The sequence below is a fragment of the Rhodanobacter sp. UC4452_H20 genome (assembly GCF_052978205.1).
The window spans coordinates 1,574,890-1,591,033 of the sequence record NZ_CM129662.1; the positions used below are offsets into that span (position 1 = coordinate 1,574,890).

17 protein-coding genes are annotated in these 16,144 nt (G+C 68.6%); 13 read left to right on the plus strand and 4 right to left on the minus strand.

The genetic code is table 11. The features are described 5' to 3' along the window. The first annotated feature begins 206 nt into the window (after positions 1-206). Positions 207-470 carry a 30S ribosomal protein S20 gene (gene rpsT, locus ACVCMC_RS07540; protein ID WP_072760571.1) on the plus strand — a complete coding sequence of 88 codons (264 nt, stop codon included), beginning with the start codon at positions 207-209 and terminating at the stop codon, positions 468-470. A 126-nt stretch (positions 471-596) separates the two neighbouring features. On the opposite strand, the gene ACVCMC_RS07545 is transcribed toward rpsT, so the two are convergent. Genes ACVCMC_RS07545 through ACVCMC_RS07555 form a run of 3 tightly spaced genes read right to left on the minus strand, consistent with a single transcriptional unit; the run spans position 597 to position 2,987 of the window. Continuing rightward, complete coding sequence (locus ACVCMC_RS07545; protein WP_447099244.1) at positions 597-899, minus strand: DUF6587 family protein; 303 nt, start codon at positions 897-899, stop codon at positions 597-599. Positions 900-909: 10 nt separating this feature from the next. Then, positions 910-2,745 (minus strand): ferrous iron transporter B, encoded by a 1,836-nt coding sequence (gene feoB, locus ACVCMC_RS07550; protein ID WP_447099245.1) that lies wholly within the window; start codon positions 2,743-2,745, stop codon positions 910-912. Continuing rightward, complete coding sequence (locus ACVCMC_RS07555; protein ID WP_395117501.1) at positions 2,742-2,987, minus strand: FeoA family protein; 246 nt, start codon at positions 2,985-2,987, stop codon at positions 2,742-2,744. Before ACVCMC_RS07555 ends, feoB begins: the two co-directional genes overlap by 4 nt. 114 nt (positions 2,988-3,101) lie before the next feature. Here ACVCMC_RS07555 and ACVCMC_RS07560 point away from each other — a divergent pair, with 114 nt between their 5' ends. The 7 genes from ACVCMC_RS07560 to ACVCMC_RS07590 all read left to right on the plus strand — a co-directional run bounded on the left by ACVCMC_RS07560 (position 3,102) and on the right by ACVCMC_RS07590 (position 10,040). Further along, complete coding sequence (locus ACVCMC_RS07560) at positions 3,102-3,893, plus strand: enoyl-CoA hydratase-related protein (RefSeq protein ID WP_447099246.1); 792 nt, start codon at positions 3,102-3,104, stop codon at positions 3,891-3,893. Positions 3,894-3,909: 16 nt separating this feature from the next. Next, entirely contained in the window at positions 3,910-4,422 is a 513-nt protein-coding gene (locus ACVCMC_RS07565; RefSeq protein ID WP_447099247.1) for a cupin domain-containing protein, read from the plus strand. Between the two features lie 88 nt (positions 4,423-4,510). After that, a complete protein-coding gene (locus tag ACVCMC_RS07570; RefSeq protein WP_447099248.1) occupies positions 4,511-6,499 on the plus strand; it encodes an acetyl/propionyl/methylcrotonyl-CoA carboxylase subunit alpha in 1,989 nt (662 codons plus the stop codon). A 186-nt stretch (positions 6,500-6,685) separates the two neighbouring features. After that, entirely contained in the window at positions 6,686-7,588 is a 903-nt protein-coding gene (locus ACVCMC_RS07575; RefSeq protein WP_447099249.1) for a hydroxymethylglutaryl-CoA lyase, read from the plus strand. 61 nt (positions 7,589-7,649) lie between these two features. After that, entirely contained in the window at positions 7,650-8,969 is a 1,320-nt protein-coding gene (locus ACVCMC_RS07580; RefSeq protein WP_447099250.1) for an amidohydrolase family protein, read from the plus strand. After that, positions 8,966-9,454, plus strand: coding sequence for a GNAT family N-acetyltransferase (locus tag ACVCMC_RS07585; protein ID WP_447099251.1), 489 nt, complete (start codon positions 8,966-8,968; stop codon positions 9,452-9,454). The genes ACVCMC_RS07580 and ACVCMC_RS07585 overlap by 4 nt, the downstream gene beginning before the upstream one ends. 4 nt (positions 9,455-9,458) lie before the next feature. Further along, positions 9,459-10,040, plus strand: coding sequence for an N-acetyltransferase family protein (locus ACVCMC_RS07590; RefSeq protein WP_447099252.1), 582 nt, complete (start codon positions 9,459-9,461; stop codon positions 10,038-10,040). A gap of 99 nt (positions 10,041-10,139) precedes the next feature. Here ACVCMC_RS07590 and ACVCMC_RS07595 read toward each other — a convergent pair whose 3' ends face one another. Continuing rightward, a complete protein-coding gene (locus ACVCMC_RS07595) occupies positions 10,140-10,574 on the minus strand; it encodes an RcnB family protein (RefSeq protein WP_395117475.1) in 435 nt (144 codons plus the stop codon). A gap of 207 nt (positions 10,575-10,781) precedes the next feature. Here ACVCMC_RS07595 and ACVCMC_RS07600 point away from each other — a divergent pair, with 207 nt between their 5' ends. From ACVCMC_RS07600 to ACVCMC_RS07620, 5 genes are all read left to right on the plus strand, one after another. Next, positions 10,782-11,549, plus strand: coding sequence for an SDR family NAD(P)-dependent oxidoreductase (locus ACVCMC_RS07600; RefSeq protein ID WP_447099253.1), 768 nt, complete (start codon positions 10,782-10,784; stop codon positions 11,547-11,549). 127 nt (positions 11,550-11,676) lie between these two features. Then, positions 11,677-12,240, plus strand: coding sequence for an elongation factor P-like protein EfpL (gene efpL, locus ACVCMC_RS07605; RefSeq protein WP_395117471.1), 564 nt, complete (start codon positions 11,677-11,679; stop codon positions 12,238-12,240). Between the two features lie 162 nt (positions 12,241-12,402). Continuing rightward, positions 12,403-14,463: an FUSC family protein gene (locus ACVCMC_RS07610; RefSeq protein WP_447099254.1), complete on the plus strand. Its 2,061-nt coding sequence runs from the start codon at positions 12,403-12,405 to the stop codon at positions 14,461-14,463. A 114-nt stretch (positions 14,464-14,577) separates the two neighbouring features. Next, a complete protein-coding gene (locus ACVCMC_RS07615; protein ID WP_395117467.1) occupies positions 14,578-15,612 on the plus strand; it encodes an amidohydrolase family protein in 1,035 nt (344 codons plus the stop codon). Then, positions 15,609-16,124: a hypothetical protein gene (locus tag ACVCMC_RS07620; protein ID WP_395117465.1), complete on the plus strand. Its 516-nt coding sequence runs from the start codon at positions 15,609-15,611 to the stop codon at positions 16,122-16,124. Before ACVCMC_RS07615 ends, ACVCMC_RS07620 begins: the two co-directional genes overlap by 4 nt. Positions 16,125-16,144: the final 20 nt, after the last annotated feature.

Sequence of the window (16,144 nt, forward strand, 5' to 3'; positions counted from 1 at the left end):
ACCTTCGGCGTCGTTCGCACGGGGCGCACAGTTTGACAGCCCGCGCCGGCAGGATCACGGCCCGGTTATGGCAAAATGCCGGCACCCCCGCAGCCGCGCGCCACGCCGGCTGCGGATAAAGCCGGCCAAGTGATTGACGCGTCGATGAATCGACCGCATAATTGGCGTCTTTTTCCACCCAACACACTGCATCCCGGAGTTCTACCTTGGCCAACATCAAGTCCGCGAAGAAGCGCGCGCGCCAGTCCGAACAGCGCCGCCTGCGCAACATCAGCGCACGTTCCATGGTCCGCACCGCCCTGAAGAAGGTCGTCAAGGCCATCGAGGCCAAGGACAAGGCCGGTGCCATTGCCGCATTCACCGTCGCCCAGCCGGTGATGGATCGCTACGCCGCCCGCGGCCTGATCCACAAGAACAAGGCCGCCCGCCACAAGAGCCGCCTCAACGCGAAGATCCGCGAACTGGCGTAAGCCGGCCACGCGATTCGGGTTGCATGAAACAGCCGGCGCAAGCCGGCTTTTTCGTGTCTGCACGTAGGGCGGGCACCGCCCGCCGCTTCGCCCACACGCCACAAGAGCCGGCGGGCATTGCCCGCCCTACTGCCGCGGGCGGAATTCGAGCGGCATGGACTCACCGGGGTGTGCGGCGGCCGGCGGTTTCGGGCCGCAGGCGCCGCAGGTGCTGCAGCCGTCGCTGCAGTCGCCGGTGGCTTCGATCGGCTGCAGGCGCCGGCCCAACGCCCGCGCCAGGGCGCCGCGGCCGGGCTGGTTGAAATGGATGGAGCCGGCGGCCAGCCAGCGGTTGGTTGTTTTCCGGGCCAGCTTGCGCAGCACGATCCACACGCTGGCCAGCACGGCCAGCGCGATCACCACGTACTGCAGCAACAGGCCGGCACTCATGGGCGGCTCCTCACGTCAGCGCCCTCGTCACCTGGTAGACGATGAACGACGCGGTGTAGGCCATCACGAACATGTAGCCGAACGAGATCGCCACGTTGCGCCAGGAGTCGGTCTCGCGCTTGATGATCGCCAGCGTGGACATGCACTGCGGCGCATAGGCGAACCACACCAGCAGCGACAGCGCGCTGGCCAGCGGGATCTGCCCGGCCAGCGCCTGGCCGAGCCCGCCGGATTCGCCGCCCACCAGGTAGACCGTGGCCAGCGCCGCCACCGCGGTCTCGCGTGCGGCAAACGCCGGGATCAGCGCCAGGCTGATCTCCCAGTTGAAGCCGATCGGCGCAAACACGTACTGCAGGCCGCGCCCGATGTAGCCGGCGAAGCTGTAGTCGATCGCCGGCAGCGTCGCGCCCTCGGGCGCGCCGGGGAAGGTGGAGAGGAACCACATCAGCACGGTCAGGCCCAGGATCACGCCCGTCAGCCGCCGGAGGAAGATCATGCCGCGCTCGTAAAGACCGATCGCCACGTCGCGCAGCTTGGGCACGCGATACGACGGCAGCTCCATCATCAGCGCATGCTCGCTCTTGTCGCGGCGGATGTGCTTCATCACCCAGCCCACCAGCATCGCGCCGAGGATGCCCGCCAGGTACAGCGCGAACAGCACGATGCCCTGCAGGTTGAACACGCCGAACACGTAATGGGTCGGGATGAACGCGCCGATCAGCAGCGCGTACACCGGCAGCCGCGCCGAGCACGTCATCAATGGCGCGATCAGGATGGTGGCGAGCCGGTCGCGCGGGTCGGTGATGCTGCGCGTGCCCATGATGCCGGGGATGGCGCAGGCGAAGCTCGACAGCAGCGGGATGAACGAGCGCCCGGTCAGCCCCACCGACAGCATCAGCCGATCCAGCAGGAACGCCGCGCGCGGCAGGTAGCCCGATTCCTCCAGCACGATGATGAAAAGGAACAGCACCAGGATTTCCGGCAGGAAGCCAAGCACCGTGCCCAGGCCACCGAACAGCCCGTCGTTGACCAGGCTTTGCAGCGGCCCGGCCGGCATCCACGCGGCGACATGCCCGCCCAGCCAGCCGAAGCCGTCGCCGATCGCGTCGGTCATCGGCTTGCCCAGCGAATACACCGCCTGGAACACCAGGAACATCACCACCGCCAGGATCGCCAGACCGAACACCGGGTGCAGGGTCCAGCGGTCCAGTGCGTCGTCGATCTCGGCGGTGACGCGCGGCATCGTCACCGTGGCCGCCAGCAGTTCGCGTACCTGGGCATGCAGGTCGGCGCGGCTGGCGGCATCGCTGGCTCGCCGCGGTGCGGCGGCGGGAACTTCGCCGTCGACCTGTTCGATCAGCGCCTGCGCGCCGCCGCGCTTCACTGCCACGGTTTCCACCACCGGCAGGCCCAGCCGGCGCTGCAGTTCCGACACGTCGATGACGATGCCGCGCGAGCGCGCCGTGTCCATCATGTTCAGCGCCAGCACCACCGGCCGGCCGAGGCGCTGGACCTCCAGCACGAAACGAAGGTGCAGGCGCAGGTTGGTGGCATCGGCCACGCAGACGATCAGGTCGGGCACCGCCTCGCCCGGATAGGTGCCGGCGCAGATGTCGCGGGTGATCTGCTCGTCCGGGCTGTTCGCCTCCAGGCTGTAGGTGCCCGGCAGGTCGAGGATCTGCAGCAGTCGGCCGGACGGCGCCATGAACCGCCCTTCCTTGCGTTCCACCGTGACGCCGGCGTAATTGGCCACTTTCTGGCGCCCGCCGGTAAGCAGGTTGAACAGCGCCGTCTTGCCGCAATTCGGATTGCCGACCAGGGCAATGCGCAGGGTCGATGCGCTCACGCAGCCACCCCAGTGCGCACGCTGACCCGCGCCGCCTCGGCAAGCCGCAGCGCAAAGCGCGTGAAGCCGATCTGGATCAGCACCGGGTCGCCGCCCATCGGGCCGACCGCCACCACCCGCACCGGTTCGCCGTCGACAAAGCCGAGGTCGCGCAGGCGCTGGGCGATCGGATCGGCCGCATGCACATCGAGCACGCGTTCGACCACGGCAAGGGCACCCTTGGGCAATTCGGACAGACGCACGGGCGGAATCCAAACAAGAATGGTTCGCATTGTATTCCTTTGCCCCTGCGCCTGCATCACGCCGGTGGTCGCGGCGCGCTGCGTTTATCATCGGGTTATTTGCCGGGACGACCGATGACCGACTCCATCCTCAACGAGCGCCGCGGCGCCGTGGCCTGGCTCACCCTGAACCGGCCTCAGGTACACAACGCGTTCGACGACAACCTGATCGCCGCGCTCACCGAGGCGCTGGCCCGGGCCGACGCCGATCCGGCGGTCCGCTGCGTCGTGCTCAGCGGCAGCGGCAGCACGTTTTCCGCCGGCGCGGACCTCCACTGGATGCGCGGCATGGCCGCCGCCAACGAGCAGGAGAATCGTGAGGACTCGCTGCGCCTGGCGCGGCTGATGCGCAACCTGCAATTCCTCTCCAAGCCGACCATCGCGCGCGTCAACGGCGCGGCCTATGGCGGCGGCGTGGGCCTGGTCGCCTGCTGCGACATCGCGATCGGCGTGGACGGCGCCAAGTTCGCCCTGTCGGAGGTGAAGTTGGGCCTGGTGCCGGCGGTGATCTCGCCCTACGTGGTCGCGGCAATCGGCCTGCGCGAGGCGCGCCGGTGGTTCGTCAGCGGCGAGGTGTTCGACGCCGCGGAGGCGCAGCGCATCGGCCTGCTGCACGCCGTGGTGGCGGGCGCGGAACTGGATGAGGCGATCGAGCGCCAGCTGCATTTCCTCGCCAAGGCCGGTCCGCTGGCCCAGCGCGAAGCCAAGCAGCTGGCGCTGCGCATTGCCGGTGCCGATCCGGCCACGGCCGAGCGCATCGACACCCAAAACGCCGAGCTGATCGCCCGCCTGCGCGTCTCGCCGGAAGGCCAGCACGGCCTGGGCGCGTTCCTCGACAAGCGCGCGCCGTCATGGGTCACCGGTTGACCACGGAGCCACGAGCATGACCAGACCGATCCTCAACCTTGCCGACGTGGTGGTGCAATCCGCCGCCGACACGCCGATCCCCGCCGGCCTGCCACAAGGCGCCACCGCCGAACGCTACGACCTGCGCTGGGGTGAGGTCGCCAGCCGTATCGGCGCGCGCCAGCTGGGCTGCAACCTCACCGTGGTGGCGCCGGGCAAGCGCGCCTGCCCGTTCCACAGTCACCGCGCCGAAGAGGAGATGTTCATCATCCTCGAAGGCAGCGGCGAGTTGCGCTATGGCGCCGAGCGCCACCCGGTCCGCGCCGGCGACATCATCGCCTGCCCCACCGGCGGTCCGGAAACCGCGCACCAGATCATCAACACCGGCGCGGCGGAGATGCGCTATCTCGCGATCAGCACGCAGTCGCCGGCCGAAGTATGTGAATACCCCGACTCGGCCAAGTTCGGCGCCTTCGCCGACGGCACGCCGGGCCGCTTCCGCCACCTCGGACGCCTCGCGGATGCGCGCGATTACTGGGAAGGCGAATAACGCCTTTGCTGCGCCGCGCAGCGGAGAAACATCGCGCATCTGCTAACTTTTGAAGGCTTTGCACCGACCGTCTGGCCAGGGAAATCGCATGTTCGAACGTGTACTGATCGCCAACCGCGGCGAAATCGCCTGCCGCGTGATCCGCACCTGCCGTCGCCTCGGTATCCGCACCATCGCGGTGTACTCGGAAGCCGACCGCGACGCACAGCACGTGCGGCAGGCCGACGAGGCCTTGCCGATTGGCGGCCCGCTGCCGGCCGAGTCCTATCTGCGCATCGACGCCATCCTCGACGCTGCGAAAAAGAGCGGCGCGCAGGCGATCCATCCCGGCTACGGCTTCCTCTCCGAGAACACGGCCTTTTCGCGCGCCTGCAAGGACGCCGGCATCGTGTTCATCGGCCCCGATCCGGAGAGCATCGAGGCGATGGGCTCCAAGGCCGCCGCCAAGCAGCTGATGGCCAAGCACGCCGTGCCGCTGGTGCCCGGCTACGACGGCGACGAGCAGGACAACGCCTGCCTCGCCGAACAGGCGCATGCCATCGGCTATCCGCTGATCATCAAGCCCTCGGCCGGTGGCGGCGGCAAGGGCATGCAGATCGTGCGCTCGGACGCCGAGTTCCCCGAGGCGCTGGCCACCGCGCAGCGCGTGGCGCAGGCCGCCTTCGGCGACGCTTCGATGCTGCTGGAACGCTACGTGGAGCACCCGCGCCACATTGAATTCCAGATCTTCGGCGACCGCCACGGCAACATCATCCACCTGGGCGAGCGCGAGTGCTCCGCGCAGCGCCGTTACCAGAAGGTGCTGGAGGAAACCCCCTCGCCCTTCCTCACCCCGGAAAAGCGTGCCGCCATGGGCGCCGCCGCCGTGGCCGCCGCGCGCGCCGTGAACTACGTGGGCGCCGGCACGGTGGAGTTCATCGTCGGTCCCGCGGGCGACTTCCACTTCATGGAAATGAACACCCGCCTGCAGGTCGAGCATCCGGTCACCGAGCTGACCCACGGCGTGGACCTGGTGGAATGGCAGCTGCGCATCGCCGATGGCGAACCGCTGCCGCTGGCCCAGCAGGACGTGGTCTCGCACGGCCACGCGATCGAGGTACGCCTGTACGCCGAAGACCCCGACCAGAACTTCCTGCCCGGCTCCGGCACGCTGCAGTCGCTGCGCTTGCCGACTCCCTCGCAACATGTGCGCCTCGACGGTGGCGTGGTCGAAGGCGACACGGTGACGATCTTCTACGACCCGATGATCGCCAAGCTGATCGTGTGGGACGGGGATCGCCCGAAGGCGCTGCAGCGCATGCGCGAGGCACTCGCGGCATGCGAGATCATCGGCCCGAAATCCAACATCGCCTTTCTCGAACGACTGGTGCGCCATCCGGCCGTGGTCGAGGCACGCATCGACACCGGTTACCTGGATCGCCACCTGGACGAATTCCTGGTCGGCGACGCGGCTCCGGCCGAGGGTGCGCTGTTTGCCGCCGCGACCGCCGTGCTGCTGCACGACGAATCGCACGTGGCCGGCAACGCGACCGACCCGCATTCGCCCTGGGCCCGCGCCGACGCCTGGCGCGTCGGCCACGCCGGCAAGCGCATCGTGGCGCTGGCCTGGCGCGACCAGCGCTTCGAGATCGAGGCGCGCGGGCACGCCGGCAATTATCAATTGCGCCGCGCCGAAACGAACTGCGAGGTGCAAGGCGCGCGCCTGTCGGACGACAACCTCGGCGCCCGCTTCGATGGCGAAGCGCGCCGCGTGCCGTTGCACGTCGACGCCGCGCACGTGCTGCTGCACGACGCCCACGGCCAGCGCTACAGCCTCGGTCGCGCGGCCGCGTTCGCGTGGGAAGCCAAGGACACTGCCGGCGGCAACCAGGTGATCGCGCCGATGCCCGGCCGCATCGTGCTGGTGAAGGCGCAAGCCGGCGACGCAGTCGAGCAGGGCCAGGAACTGCTGGTGATGGAAGCGATGAAGATGGAACTGGCCTTGAAGGCACCCCGCGCCGGCACCATCGAAAGCATCAATGCCACGCAAGGCGAGTTTGTCGAAGCCGACGCCGTGCTGGTCCGCTTCGCCGAATAAATCACCCGACCCTTGTAGGGCGGGCACTGCCCGCCGCCCGCCTATCACGCACAAGAGCCGGCGGGCAGTGCCCGCCCTACCGGACCGCATTTGTAGGAGCGCACCCTGTGCGCGATGCTCTTCTTCACATCACGCAAAAGCTTCGCGCACAGGGTGCGCTTCTACACGCCATTACCGGAGCATCTGATGTCCCCGTCCAACCACGTACACATCGTCGAAGTCGGCGCCCGCGATGGCCTGCAGAACGAGAAGACCCTGCTGCCGGCCGCGGTGAAGATCGCGCTGATCGACCGGCTCTCCGCCACCGGCCTGAAGACCATCGAGGCCACCAGCTTCGTCAGCCCGAAATGGGTGCCACAGCTGGCCGACGCCGCCGAGGTGTTCGCACGTATCCGCAAGCTGCCTGGCGTCAGCTACCCGGTGCTGGTGCCGAACCTGCAGGGCTACCAGCGTGCGCGCGAAGTCGGCGCGCGCGAGGTCGCGGTGTTCACCGCCGCCTCGGAGGCGTTCAACCGCAAGAACATCAACGCCTCGATCGATGAATCCATCGAACGCTTCATCCCGGTGATGGAGCAGGCCCGGGCCGAAGGGGTGAAAGTGCGCGGCTACGTCTCCACCGTGCTCGGCTGTCCATACCAGGGCGAGGTGCCGGTCAGCGATGTGGTACGCGTGGCGCGCCGGATGCACGAGCTGGGCTGCCACGAAATCTCGCTGGGCGACACCATCGGCGTCGGCACGCCGGCGAAGGCGCGCGCGATGCTGCACGCGGTGGCGCAGGAAGTGCCAATCGCCGCGCTGGCCGTGCACTTCCACGATACCTATGGCCAGGCCCTGGCGAACATCCTGGCCTGCCTGGAGGAAGGCGTGCGCGTGATCGACAGCGCGGTCTCGGGCACCGGCGGCTGCCCGTACGCGAAGGGCGCCACCGGCAACGTGGCCAGCGAAGACGTGGTCTACATGCTGCACGGCATGGGCATGGAAACCGGCATCGACCTCGACCTGCTGGTCACCACCGGCGCCTGGCTGGCCGCGCAACTGCACAAGGAAACCGCCAGCCGGGTCACCCGGGCACGCACCGCCGCGGCCTGAGCCACTCGCGAAATCCCGACGGCGATCACTATCATCGGCTTTCGGTTGACGAGACGAAGCGATGCGCACGAGCCTGATGACCTGGTGGCGGGCGGCAGCGACACTGCTGATCCTGCTCTGCAGCCTGTCCGCCAGCGCCGCCACGCCGAAGGGTGATTGGTTGCTGCTGCCCGATCGCGTGTGGACCGCCGACGGTGACGTCGCACACGCAGGCTGGGCCGTGCTGGTGCGCGACGGCATGATCTCGGCGGTCGGCCCGGCCGGCTCGATCGACGCGCCTGCGGACGCACGCCGCGTCACCTTGCCCGGCGCCACGCTCACGCCGGGCCTGATCGACCTGCACTCGCACCTGTTCCTGCACCCGTACAACGAGACGCTGTGGAACGACCAGGTGCTGACCGAGCCGCAGGATTACCGCACGCTGCTGGCGGCGAAGCATGCGCGCGACACCTTGCTTGCCGGTTTCACCACGCTGCGCGACCTGGGCACCGAAGGTGCCCGCTACGCCGACGTGTCGGTCAAGCGCGCCATCGACGAAGGCCTGATCCCCGGCCCGCGCCTGTTCGTGGCCACCCGCGCGATCGTCGCCACCGCCAGTTACGGCCCCGGCCCGCGCGGCTTCCGTCCGGACATCACCCTGCCCGGCGGCGCGCAGGAAGTCAGCGGCGTCGATGCAGCGATGGCCGCGGTACGCGAACAGGCCGCGCGCGGTGCCGACTGGATCAAGATCTACGGCGACTACCGGGTCGGTCCGGACGGCGCTACCGCGCCAACCTTCACCGCCGCCGAACTGAAGGCGCTGGTCGACACCGCGCACCAGATCGGTCGCCCGGTGGCCGTGCACGCCGCCAGCGACGCCGGCGTGCGCATGGCGGTGGAGGCCGGCGTGGACAGCGTGGAACACGGCTACGGCGCCAGCGAGGCCACTTTCAGGCTGATGAAGCAGCACGGCATCGCCTACGAGCCCACGCTCACCGCGGTCGAGTCCACCGCGGAATATTTCCAGCATTACGTGCCCGGCAAGAGCGAACCGACCGAGCGCATGCGCGAAGCCGACCACGCCTTCCGCACCGCGCTGAAACTGGGCGTCACGATCGGCAACGGCAGCGACGTCGGCGTGTTCGCGCACGGCGAGAACTGGCGCGAGCCGGCAGCAATGGTGGCCGGCGGCATGACGCCCGCGCAGGCATTGCACGCGGCCACCGACGTGGCGGCAAGAATCCTGCGCCAGTCGCAGCGCCTGGGCCGCATCGCACCCGGCCTGGCGGCCGACCTCGCCGCGTTCAGCGGCGATCCGAGCACACAGATCGACGCACTCCAGCATCCGGTCTTCGTGATGAAGGCCGGCCTCCCCTATCTCACTCCCGACCACACCCCATGAGCGAAAACTTCCTGATCCGCCCGATCGCACCGGGCGACAACGCGGCGATGGCCGCGATCATCCGCGCCGTGATGCCCGAGTTCGGCGCCGACGGCCCCGGCTTCGCGATCCATGACGCCGAAGTCGACACGATGTACGAGTCCTACGCACAACCGCGCAGCAGCTATTTCGTGCTCGAGCGCGACGGCACGGTGATCGGCGGTGGCGGCGTCGCGCCCTTGCAAAACGCGGAGCCGGACGTGTGCGAGTTGCGCAAGATGTATTTCCTGCCCGCCGCGCGCGGCATCGGTGCCGGCTCGGCGATGATGCAACGCTGCCTCGACGCGGCCCGCGGGCACGGCTTCCGGCGCTGCTACCTGGAAACGCTGACCGGCATGGACGCGGCGCAGGCGCTGTACAAGCGCAGCGGCTTCACCGCGTTGTGCGCGCCGATGGGCGGCACCGGGCATTTCAGCTGCGACCGCTTCTTCATCCGCGAGCTGTGAGCCCATGACACCCATTCGCACTGCCCGCGACGAAGACGCCGCCGCCATTCACACGATCTACGCACCATCGGTCAGCGACGGCGTGGCCACCTTCGAAACCGGACTGCCCGGCGTGGAAGCCATGCGCGAACGCCTGCGCGCGCGCCTCGAACACTACCCGTGGCTGGTGTGGGAAGAAGCCGGCGAGGTGCTGGCCTACGCCTACGCCGGCCGCTTCCGCGAACGCGCCGCCTATGACTGGATCGCCGAAACCTCGATCTACGTGCGCGCCGACGCACAGCGCCGCGGCATCGCGCGCCAGATGTATGGCGTGCTGCTGGACGTGATGCGGCTGCAGGGCATCACCCAGGCCGTCGGCGTGATCACCCTGCCCGGGGTGGCCAGCGTGGCGATGCACGAGGCGATGGGCTTCACGTCGACCGGCGTGTGGCGACAGTGCGGTTACAAGCTCGGCCGGTGGTGGGACGTGGGCGTATGGCAGAAGGAGCTGCAGGCGGCGGCGAATCCGCCCGCGCCCGTCACCCCTTTCCCGCAGTTGCCACAGGCCACGCTGCAAGAGTTGCTGGAAGACCACCCGAACGCGTAGAGCGGGCACTGCCCGCCTTGCGCTCCCGCATATCTGCACCGGTTTGCCTGAAAAAAAGCGTGCCCGCGGATGCGGGCACGCCTTCACGGTCAAGCCGGCTTACTGGTTGAGCAGCAGGTCGACGATCACGCCGGTAGCGATCGCCACCAGCAGGAAGTCGCCGTTGTCGCTGCGCACCCAGTGGTAGCCACGCGGCGGTTCCCGCAGGCGGGCGTCGCGCCAGTCGTATACCACGTAGCGGGTGCTGCGGTATTCCACCGGCAGGTAGCCGCCGCGCTTGTACCAGCCCTCGTGGCGACCGCGGTCGTGCCAGTTCTTGTAGCGGCCATGGCCGCGACCGTGGCCACGCCCCTGGTCGTTGTCGCGATCGTAGCGCACGTAACGGTCGCCATCATGGTCGTAGCTGCGGTCACGGTCGTTCTGCCCGTGGCGATCGCGGTCGTGGCCCCGACCGTGTTCCTGCGCCAATACGGGGCTGCCGGCCAGCATCAGCATCGTGCCGCATGCAACAGACAGAGCAAGCAACTTTTTCATGATGGATCTCCACTTGGTGGGCCAGGAACCGCGTGCATCGTACCGACAACCGCCTGACGATGCTGTGCGGTCAGACGACACGCTGGTGCCGACACCCCCAACCGGGCATGAATCGGCCAGCCGGGCGTGTTTTGCGTTCAGCCTGCAGCATACGCGGCGGCTCGGCTACCATTGGCGGCTTTCCGCATCCGTTTCGGGGGATCACCCATGCAGCTCGATCAGGTCAAGGCCATCATCACCGGCGGCGCCTCCGGTCTCGGCCACGCGGTGGCGCAGCATTTCGTCGCCCACGGCGGCCGCGTCGCACTGTTCGACGTCAACGACGAGAAGGGCCAGGCCGCCGCGAGGGAACTGGGCGACGCCGCCCGCTTCTTCCGCACCGACGTCACCTCCGAAGAGGGCGTGGCCACCAACGTGGCCGCTGCACATCACGCGCTGGGCGGACTCAACGTGGTCATCAACTGCGCCGGCATCCTCGGCGCGGGCCGCGTGCTGGGCAAGGAAGGCCCGATGCCGTTGGCCAACTTCTCCGGCACCGTGATGGTGAACCTGGTCGGCAGCTTCAACGTGGCCAAGGCCGGCGCGGCGCTGATGCAGAACAACCAAGCCGGCGAGGACGGCGAGCGCGGCGTGATCATCAACACCGCCAGCGTCGCCGCCTACGAAGGCCAGATCGGCCAGGCCGCCTATTCGGCATCGAAGGGCGGCGTGGTCGGCATGACCCTGCCGATGGCGCGCGAGCTGGCGCGTTTCGGCATTCGTGTGGCCACCATCGCGCCGGGCATCTTCTGGACCCCGATGGTCGACGGCATGCCCGAGGCCGTGCAGCAATCGCTGTCCGCCTCGATCCCCTTCCCCTCGCGGCTGGGACGGCCGGACGAATACGCCAGCACCGTCGCTTTCATCCTGGGCAATCGCTACATCAACGGCGAGACGATCCGGCTGGACGGGGCGGTGCGGCTGGCGGCGAAGTAGCCGCCAGGGAATAGGGAATGGAGAATAGGGAATAGGAAAAGCCGGTTCCCGCCACCCTGCCCCACTGTCGCCCAGTACCGCTCTTGCCATTCCCTATTCCCCATTCCCTATTCCCGGCCCCAAACCCATGAAAGCTTCCGACGTCAAGAAAGGCAACGTGGTCGAGCACGACGGCACCGTCTACCAGGTGCGCGACATCGAGCGCAGCGCGCCCACCGCGCGGGGCGGCAACGTCACCTTCCGCTTCACCATGTATTCGATTCCCGGTGCGCGCAAGTACGACCTCAGCCTGCGCGCCGACGACGACCTGAAGGAAATGGACCTGGTCCGCCGCGCGGCGAACTTCTCCTACATGGACGGCGACGCGTTCGTGTTCATGGACGCGGAGGACTACACCCAGTACCTGCTTTCGCCGGAACTGGTCGGCGACAACGCCGGCTACATCGTCGAGGATCTGGAAGGCTATTACGTGCAGTTGATCGACGACGCCCCGGTCGGCCTGCAGGTACCGACCAGCGTGGTGCTGACCGTGGTCGATACCGCGCCGGAAATGAAAGGCTCCAGCGCCACCAAGCGCAACAAGCCTGCCAAGCTCAACACCGGCATCGAAGTGCAGGTGCCCGAGTACATCAGCGTCGACGAAAAGGTGTGGGTTAACACGCTCACCGGCGAGTTCGCCGGCCGGGCTTGAGCAACCTCAAACCGTAGGGCGGGCACCGCCCGCCGCTCCCGCCACCGTGCGCGGCGGGACGAAGAGCCGGCGGACAGTGTCCGCCCTACCCCGGCGATTCGCGGGCACGGGCAGCACGGCTTTTTGCGATACTCGTTTTCCGCTCCCCGCGGCGCCCTCTCCATGTCTTCCAACAGCTATTCGCTGCGCGCCCACGCGATCGAAAGCCTGACCCAGGTCAAGCGGCCGAACGTGCCGTGGCGGGTGGTCGTGCGCAACACCGCTGCCGTGGTGCTGCCGCTGGCTGCCGGCATGGCGACGGGCCACCAGACGATCGGCCTGGCGGTGGCCAGCGGCGCGTTGAATGCGATGTTCTCCGACCAGCCCGGGCCGTATCGCCAGCGCCTGCGGCAGTTGCTGCTGAACGCGCTGGCCGCGGGCCTGGCCTCGCTGGCGGGTTTCCTGCTCGGCGACCAGTTGCTGCCACTGCTGGCGATTACGGCGGCGCTCGGTTTCTTCGGCGGCCTGCTGGTGGTGTTCGGCCCGGACACGGCACGCGCCGGCATGACCAGCATGATCCTGCTGGTGATCACCGCCGCCACCCCGCAGCCGCTGCCCGGCGCACTGGGCGGCGCAGCGCTGATCTTCGCCGGCGGCCTGCTGCTGGCCGCGTTCTCGCTGGCGGCATGGCCGCTGCAACGCTACTGGCCCGAGCGCCACGCCCTCGTCGAGGTGTACCGAGGGCTGGCGGCGCTGGCGCGCGAAACCCGCCACGACGCGACAGACGTGCCGGCGCTGACCGAGGCGATGACCACCCTTCAGCAGACCCTGCTGGGGCGCCACCGCGCCCACGGGCGCGCGATGGAAGCCTTTGGCGTGTTGCTGGAACTGGCCGAGCGAATCCGCCTGGAACTCACCGCCATCGCCGAGCTGCATGCCGGCCCTGCCTTGCAGGCCGGCTTCCGGGATGGCGCGGCCGAGGTGCTCGCGGCGATTGCCGACGCGCTGGAGCACGGCGATTCGCCCGCACGCGCCGACACGCTGCTGCAGGCCTTGCGCGCGCGGCACGACGAGGGTGACGGGTTGGCGCCGCATCGGGATGCGCTGATCGGTCAGCTTGCGGCAGCCGTGCGCAACGCCGACTGGGCCGGCAGCCGCGGCGAGCTGCGCGCCAGCGCAGCGGAAACGCGCCTGCCGGCGACCCTGCGCAGCACGGCGATCCGGGCCACCCTGCGCGCCAGCCTCACGCCGCGCTCGGTGGCGTTCCGCCACGCCGTACGCATGGCAGTGTGCCTCACCGCAACGCTGGCGCTGTCGCGCTGGCTGGATCTCCCGCACGGCTACTGGGTGCCGATGACGGCGGCGATCGTGCTGCGCGCGGATTTCGCCGCCACCTTCAACTTCGGCCTGTTGCGCGTGCTCGGCACCGTGCTCGGTCTGGTGCTTACCACGATGTTGCTGTCCATCACGCCCGACCAGCCATGGGCGCATCTCGCCCTGATGGCCGTGCTGTGCATGGCGTTCCGCTACCTGGCCGGCGCGCATTACGGCATCGCGGTGGCCGCACTGACCGGCACCGTGGTGATCCTGCTTTCGTTCGAGGGCGTGGCGCCCGATGCCGCGGTGCTCGACCGCGTGATCGACACCGCGCTGGGCTGCGGCATCGCCCTGTTCGCCTACGTGGCGTGGCCGACCTGGGAGCGCAGTCGCGCGCGCGAGGCCCTGGCCAGCATGCTCGACGCCTATGCTGATTACCTGGGCCACCTGGCCAGATGCGGCGGCGTGGTGCGCGGCGAAATTCGCTCCGCCGCACGCACGGCCCGGATCAATGCGCAGGCGTCGATCGAGCGCATGCGCAGTGAGCCGGCGACGCCTCCTGCGTTGCTGGCGCTGGCACGCCAGCTGCTCGCCAACGGCAACCGGCTGGCGCGCACCGCGATGACGCTGGAAGCGATGCTGGGCGACCTCGCCAGGTTGCCGCCGTCGACCGGGCTGGCCGACTTTATCGGGGAATGCATCCGCGCACTGCATGCCATCTCCGACGCGTTGCGCCAGCAGGCACCGCTCACCGGGCTGCCCGACCTGCGTGCCGCGCAACGCGCGCTGGTTCGCCGCACTGCGGGCGCGGACGCTGCCAGTGTCGACCTGCTGGGCCGCATCAGCGATCGCCTGGTGGACAACATCGATACGCTTGCCCACGTCATCAACCGCCACCGGCCCGAGCCGGCCCTGCCCGACCGGTAGAAGCGCACCCTGCGCGCGCTGGATCCTCCCGTGGCGAAAGAGCTCGCGCACAAGGTGCGCTCCCGCAAAAACCAGTGAGGCGACGGCGGCGCCCGGAGGTTTTACACTGCACGGATGCTCAAGATCGACACCCACGCGCACATCCTGCCCCGCGACTGGCCGAACCTGGCAGCCAAGTACGGCGACGACCGCTTCCCGGTGATGACCCATACCGACGGTCGCCACCGCATCTACAAGGACAGCCGCTTCTTTCGCGAAGTGTGGGATTCGGCGTTCGACCCGCAGACGCGCATCGACGACTATGCCCGCTTCGGCGTCGACGTGCAGGTGATTTCCACCGTGCCGGTGTTGTTCTCCTACTGGGCGCCGGGATACCAGGCGCTGGAACTGCATCGCCACTTGAACGACCACATGGCCGGCATCTGCCGCGACTACCCGCGCCACTACGCGGGCATCGGCACGGTGCCGCTGCAGGCGCCGGAGCTGGCGGTGCGCGAACTCGAGCGCTGCATCGACGAGCTGGGCCTGCAAGGCGTGCAGATCGGCTCGCACTGCGGCGACTGGAACCTGGATGCGCCTGAGCTGTTCCCGTTCTTCGAGGCGGCCGCCGATCTCGGCGCGGCGATCCTGGTGCATCCATGGGACATGATGGGCATGGCCAGCATGCCCAAGTACTGGATGCCGTGGCTGGTCGGCATGCCCGCGGAGCAGTCCCGCGCCGCCTGCTGCCTCGCCTTCGGCGGCGTGCTGGAGCGGCTGCCGAAGCTGCGCGTGATGCTGGCCCACGGCGGCGGCAGTTTTCCGTACACCATCGGCCGCATCGAGCACGGTTTTCGCATGCGCCCGGATCTGGTGGCCACCGACAACCCGCGCAACCCGCGCGAATACCTCAAGCGCTTCTATTTCGACTCCTGCGTGCACGACGACGATGCCCTGCGTTACCTGCTGGATGTGACCGGCGTCGAACAGGTCATGCTCGGCACCGACTATCCTTTCCCGCTGGGCGAACAGGTGCCGGGCAGCGGCATCGAGGCGCTCGGCCTGGACGAGGCCGGGCGCGAGCGACTGTTCCATGGCACCGCGCTGGAGTGGCTGGGCCTGCCCAGGCATCGTTTTGCCCCCGACCCTTCTCGACCGGAGTCCGCATGAACCTGCTTCGCACGACCACACTGGCGCTCGTCGCCACCCTGCTGCTGGCCGGCACGGCGCACGCCGCGGAAGTCAGCATGGCCGGCGGCAACATCACCTTCGACACGCCCGCCAACTGGCTCCCGATCATGCAGACCGAAGGCGACCCCGAGGCGCAGGTGTTCCAGGTGCCCGACCCCTCGCCCACCGGCAAGAGCAGCCTGGCCCGCGTCACCGTCACCGTCACCCGGGTGCCGGACATCAGCAGCTTCCACCAGTTCATGGCCCAGGCCACGGCCAAGGCGCTGGCCCTGCCCGGCTACCAGCAGGACAAGGTGCCGCCGGTACCGAACAGCAACCTCTACACCGCGCAGGAAAACGGCACCGCCTTCAGCTACACCGAGCACTACTGGTTCAAGCACGGTTACGCGATCCAGCTGCGCTGCGTGCGCCCGACCCGCACCCAGGCCGGCAGCGCATGGCAGGCCGATTTCGACAAGGGCTGCGATGCACTGGCCGTCCAACTGAAATAGATCCGCAACCCCTGCAGGAG

Excerpts from the sequence above, each read along its gene's own strand:
- ACVCMC_RS07545 (WP_447099244.1), bottom strand. The coding sequence starts at position 899 with ATGAGTGCCGGCCTGTTGCTGCAGTACGTGGTGATCGCGCTGGCCGTG.
- ACVCMC_RS07560 (WP_447099246.1), top strand. The coding sequence starts at position 3,102 with ATGACCGACTCCATCCTCAACGAGCGCCGCGGCGCCGTGGCCTGGCTC.
- ACVCMC_RS07565 (WP_447099247.1), top strand. The coding sequence starts at position 3,910 with ATGACCAGACCGATCCTCAACCTTGCCGACGTGGTGGTGCAATCCGCC.
- ACVCMC_RS07570 (WP_447099248.1), top strand. The coding sequence starts at position 4,511 with ATGTTCGAACGTGTACTGATCGCCAACCGCGGCGAAATCGCCTGCCGC.
- ACVCMC_RS07575 (WP_447099249.1), top strand. The coding sequence starts at position 6,686 with ATGTCCCCGTCCAACCACGTACACATCGTCGAAGTCGGCGCCCGCGAT.
- ACVCMC_RS07580 (WP_447099250.1), top strand. The coding sequence starts at position 7,650 with ATGCGCACGAGCCTGATGACCTGGTGGCGGGCGGCAGCGACACTGCTG.
- ACVCMC_RS07585 (WP_447099251.1), top strand. The coding sequence starts at position 8,966 with ATGAGCGAAAACTTCCTGATCCGCCCGATCGCACCGGGCGACAACGCG.
- ACVCMC_RS07590 (WP_447099252.1), top strand. The coding sequence starts at position 9,459 with ATGACACCCATTCGCACTGCCCGCGACGAAGACGCCGCCGCCATTCAC.
- ACVCMC_RS07595 (WP_395117475.1), bottom strand. The coding sequence starts at position 10,574 with ATGAAAAAGTTGCTTGCTCTGTCTGTTGCATGCGGCACGATGCTGATG.
- ACVCMC_RS07600 (WP_447099253.1), top strand. The coding sequence starts at position 10,782 with ATGCAGCTCGATCAGGTCAAGGCCATCATCACCGGCGGCGCCTCCGGT.
- efpL (WP_395117471.1), top strand. The coding sequence starts at position 11,677 with ATGAAAGCTTCCGACGTCAAGAAAGGCAACGTGGTCGAGCACGACGGC.
- ACVCMC_RS07610 (WP_447099254.1), top strand. The coding sequence starts at position 12,403 with ATGTCTTCCAACAGCTATTCGCTGCGCGCCCACGCGATCGAAAGCCTG.
- ACVCMC_RS07615 (WP_395117467.1), top strand. The coding sequence starts at position 14,578 with ATGCTCAAGATCGACACCCACGCGCACATCCTGCCCCGCGACTGGCCG.
- ACVCMC_RS07620 (WP_395117465.1), top strand. The coding sequence starts at position 15,609 with ATGAACCTGCTTCGCACGACCACACTGGCGCTCGTCGCCACCCTGCTG.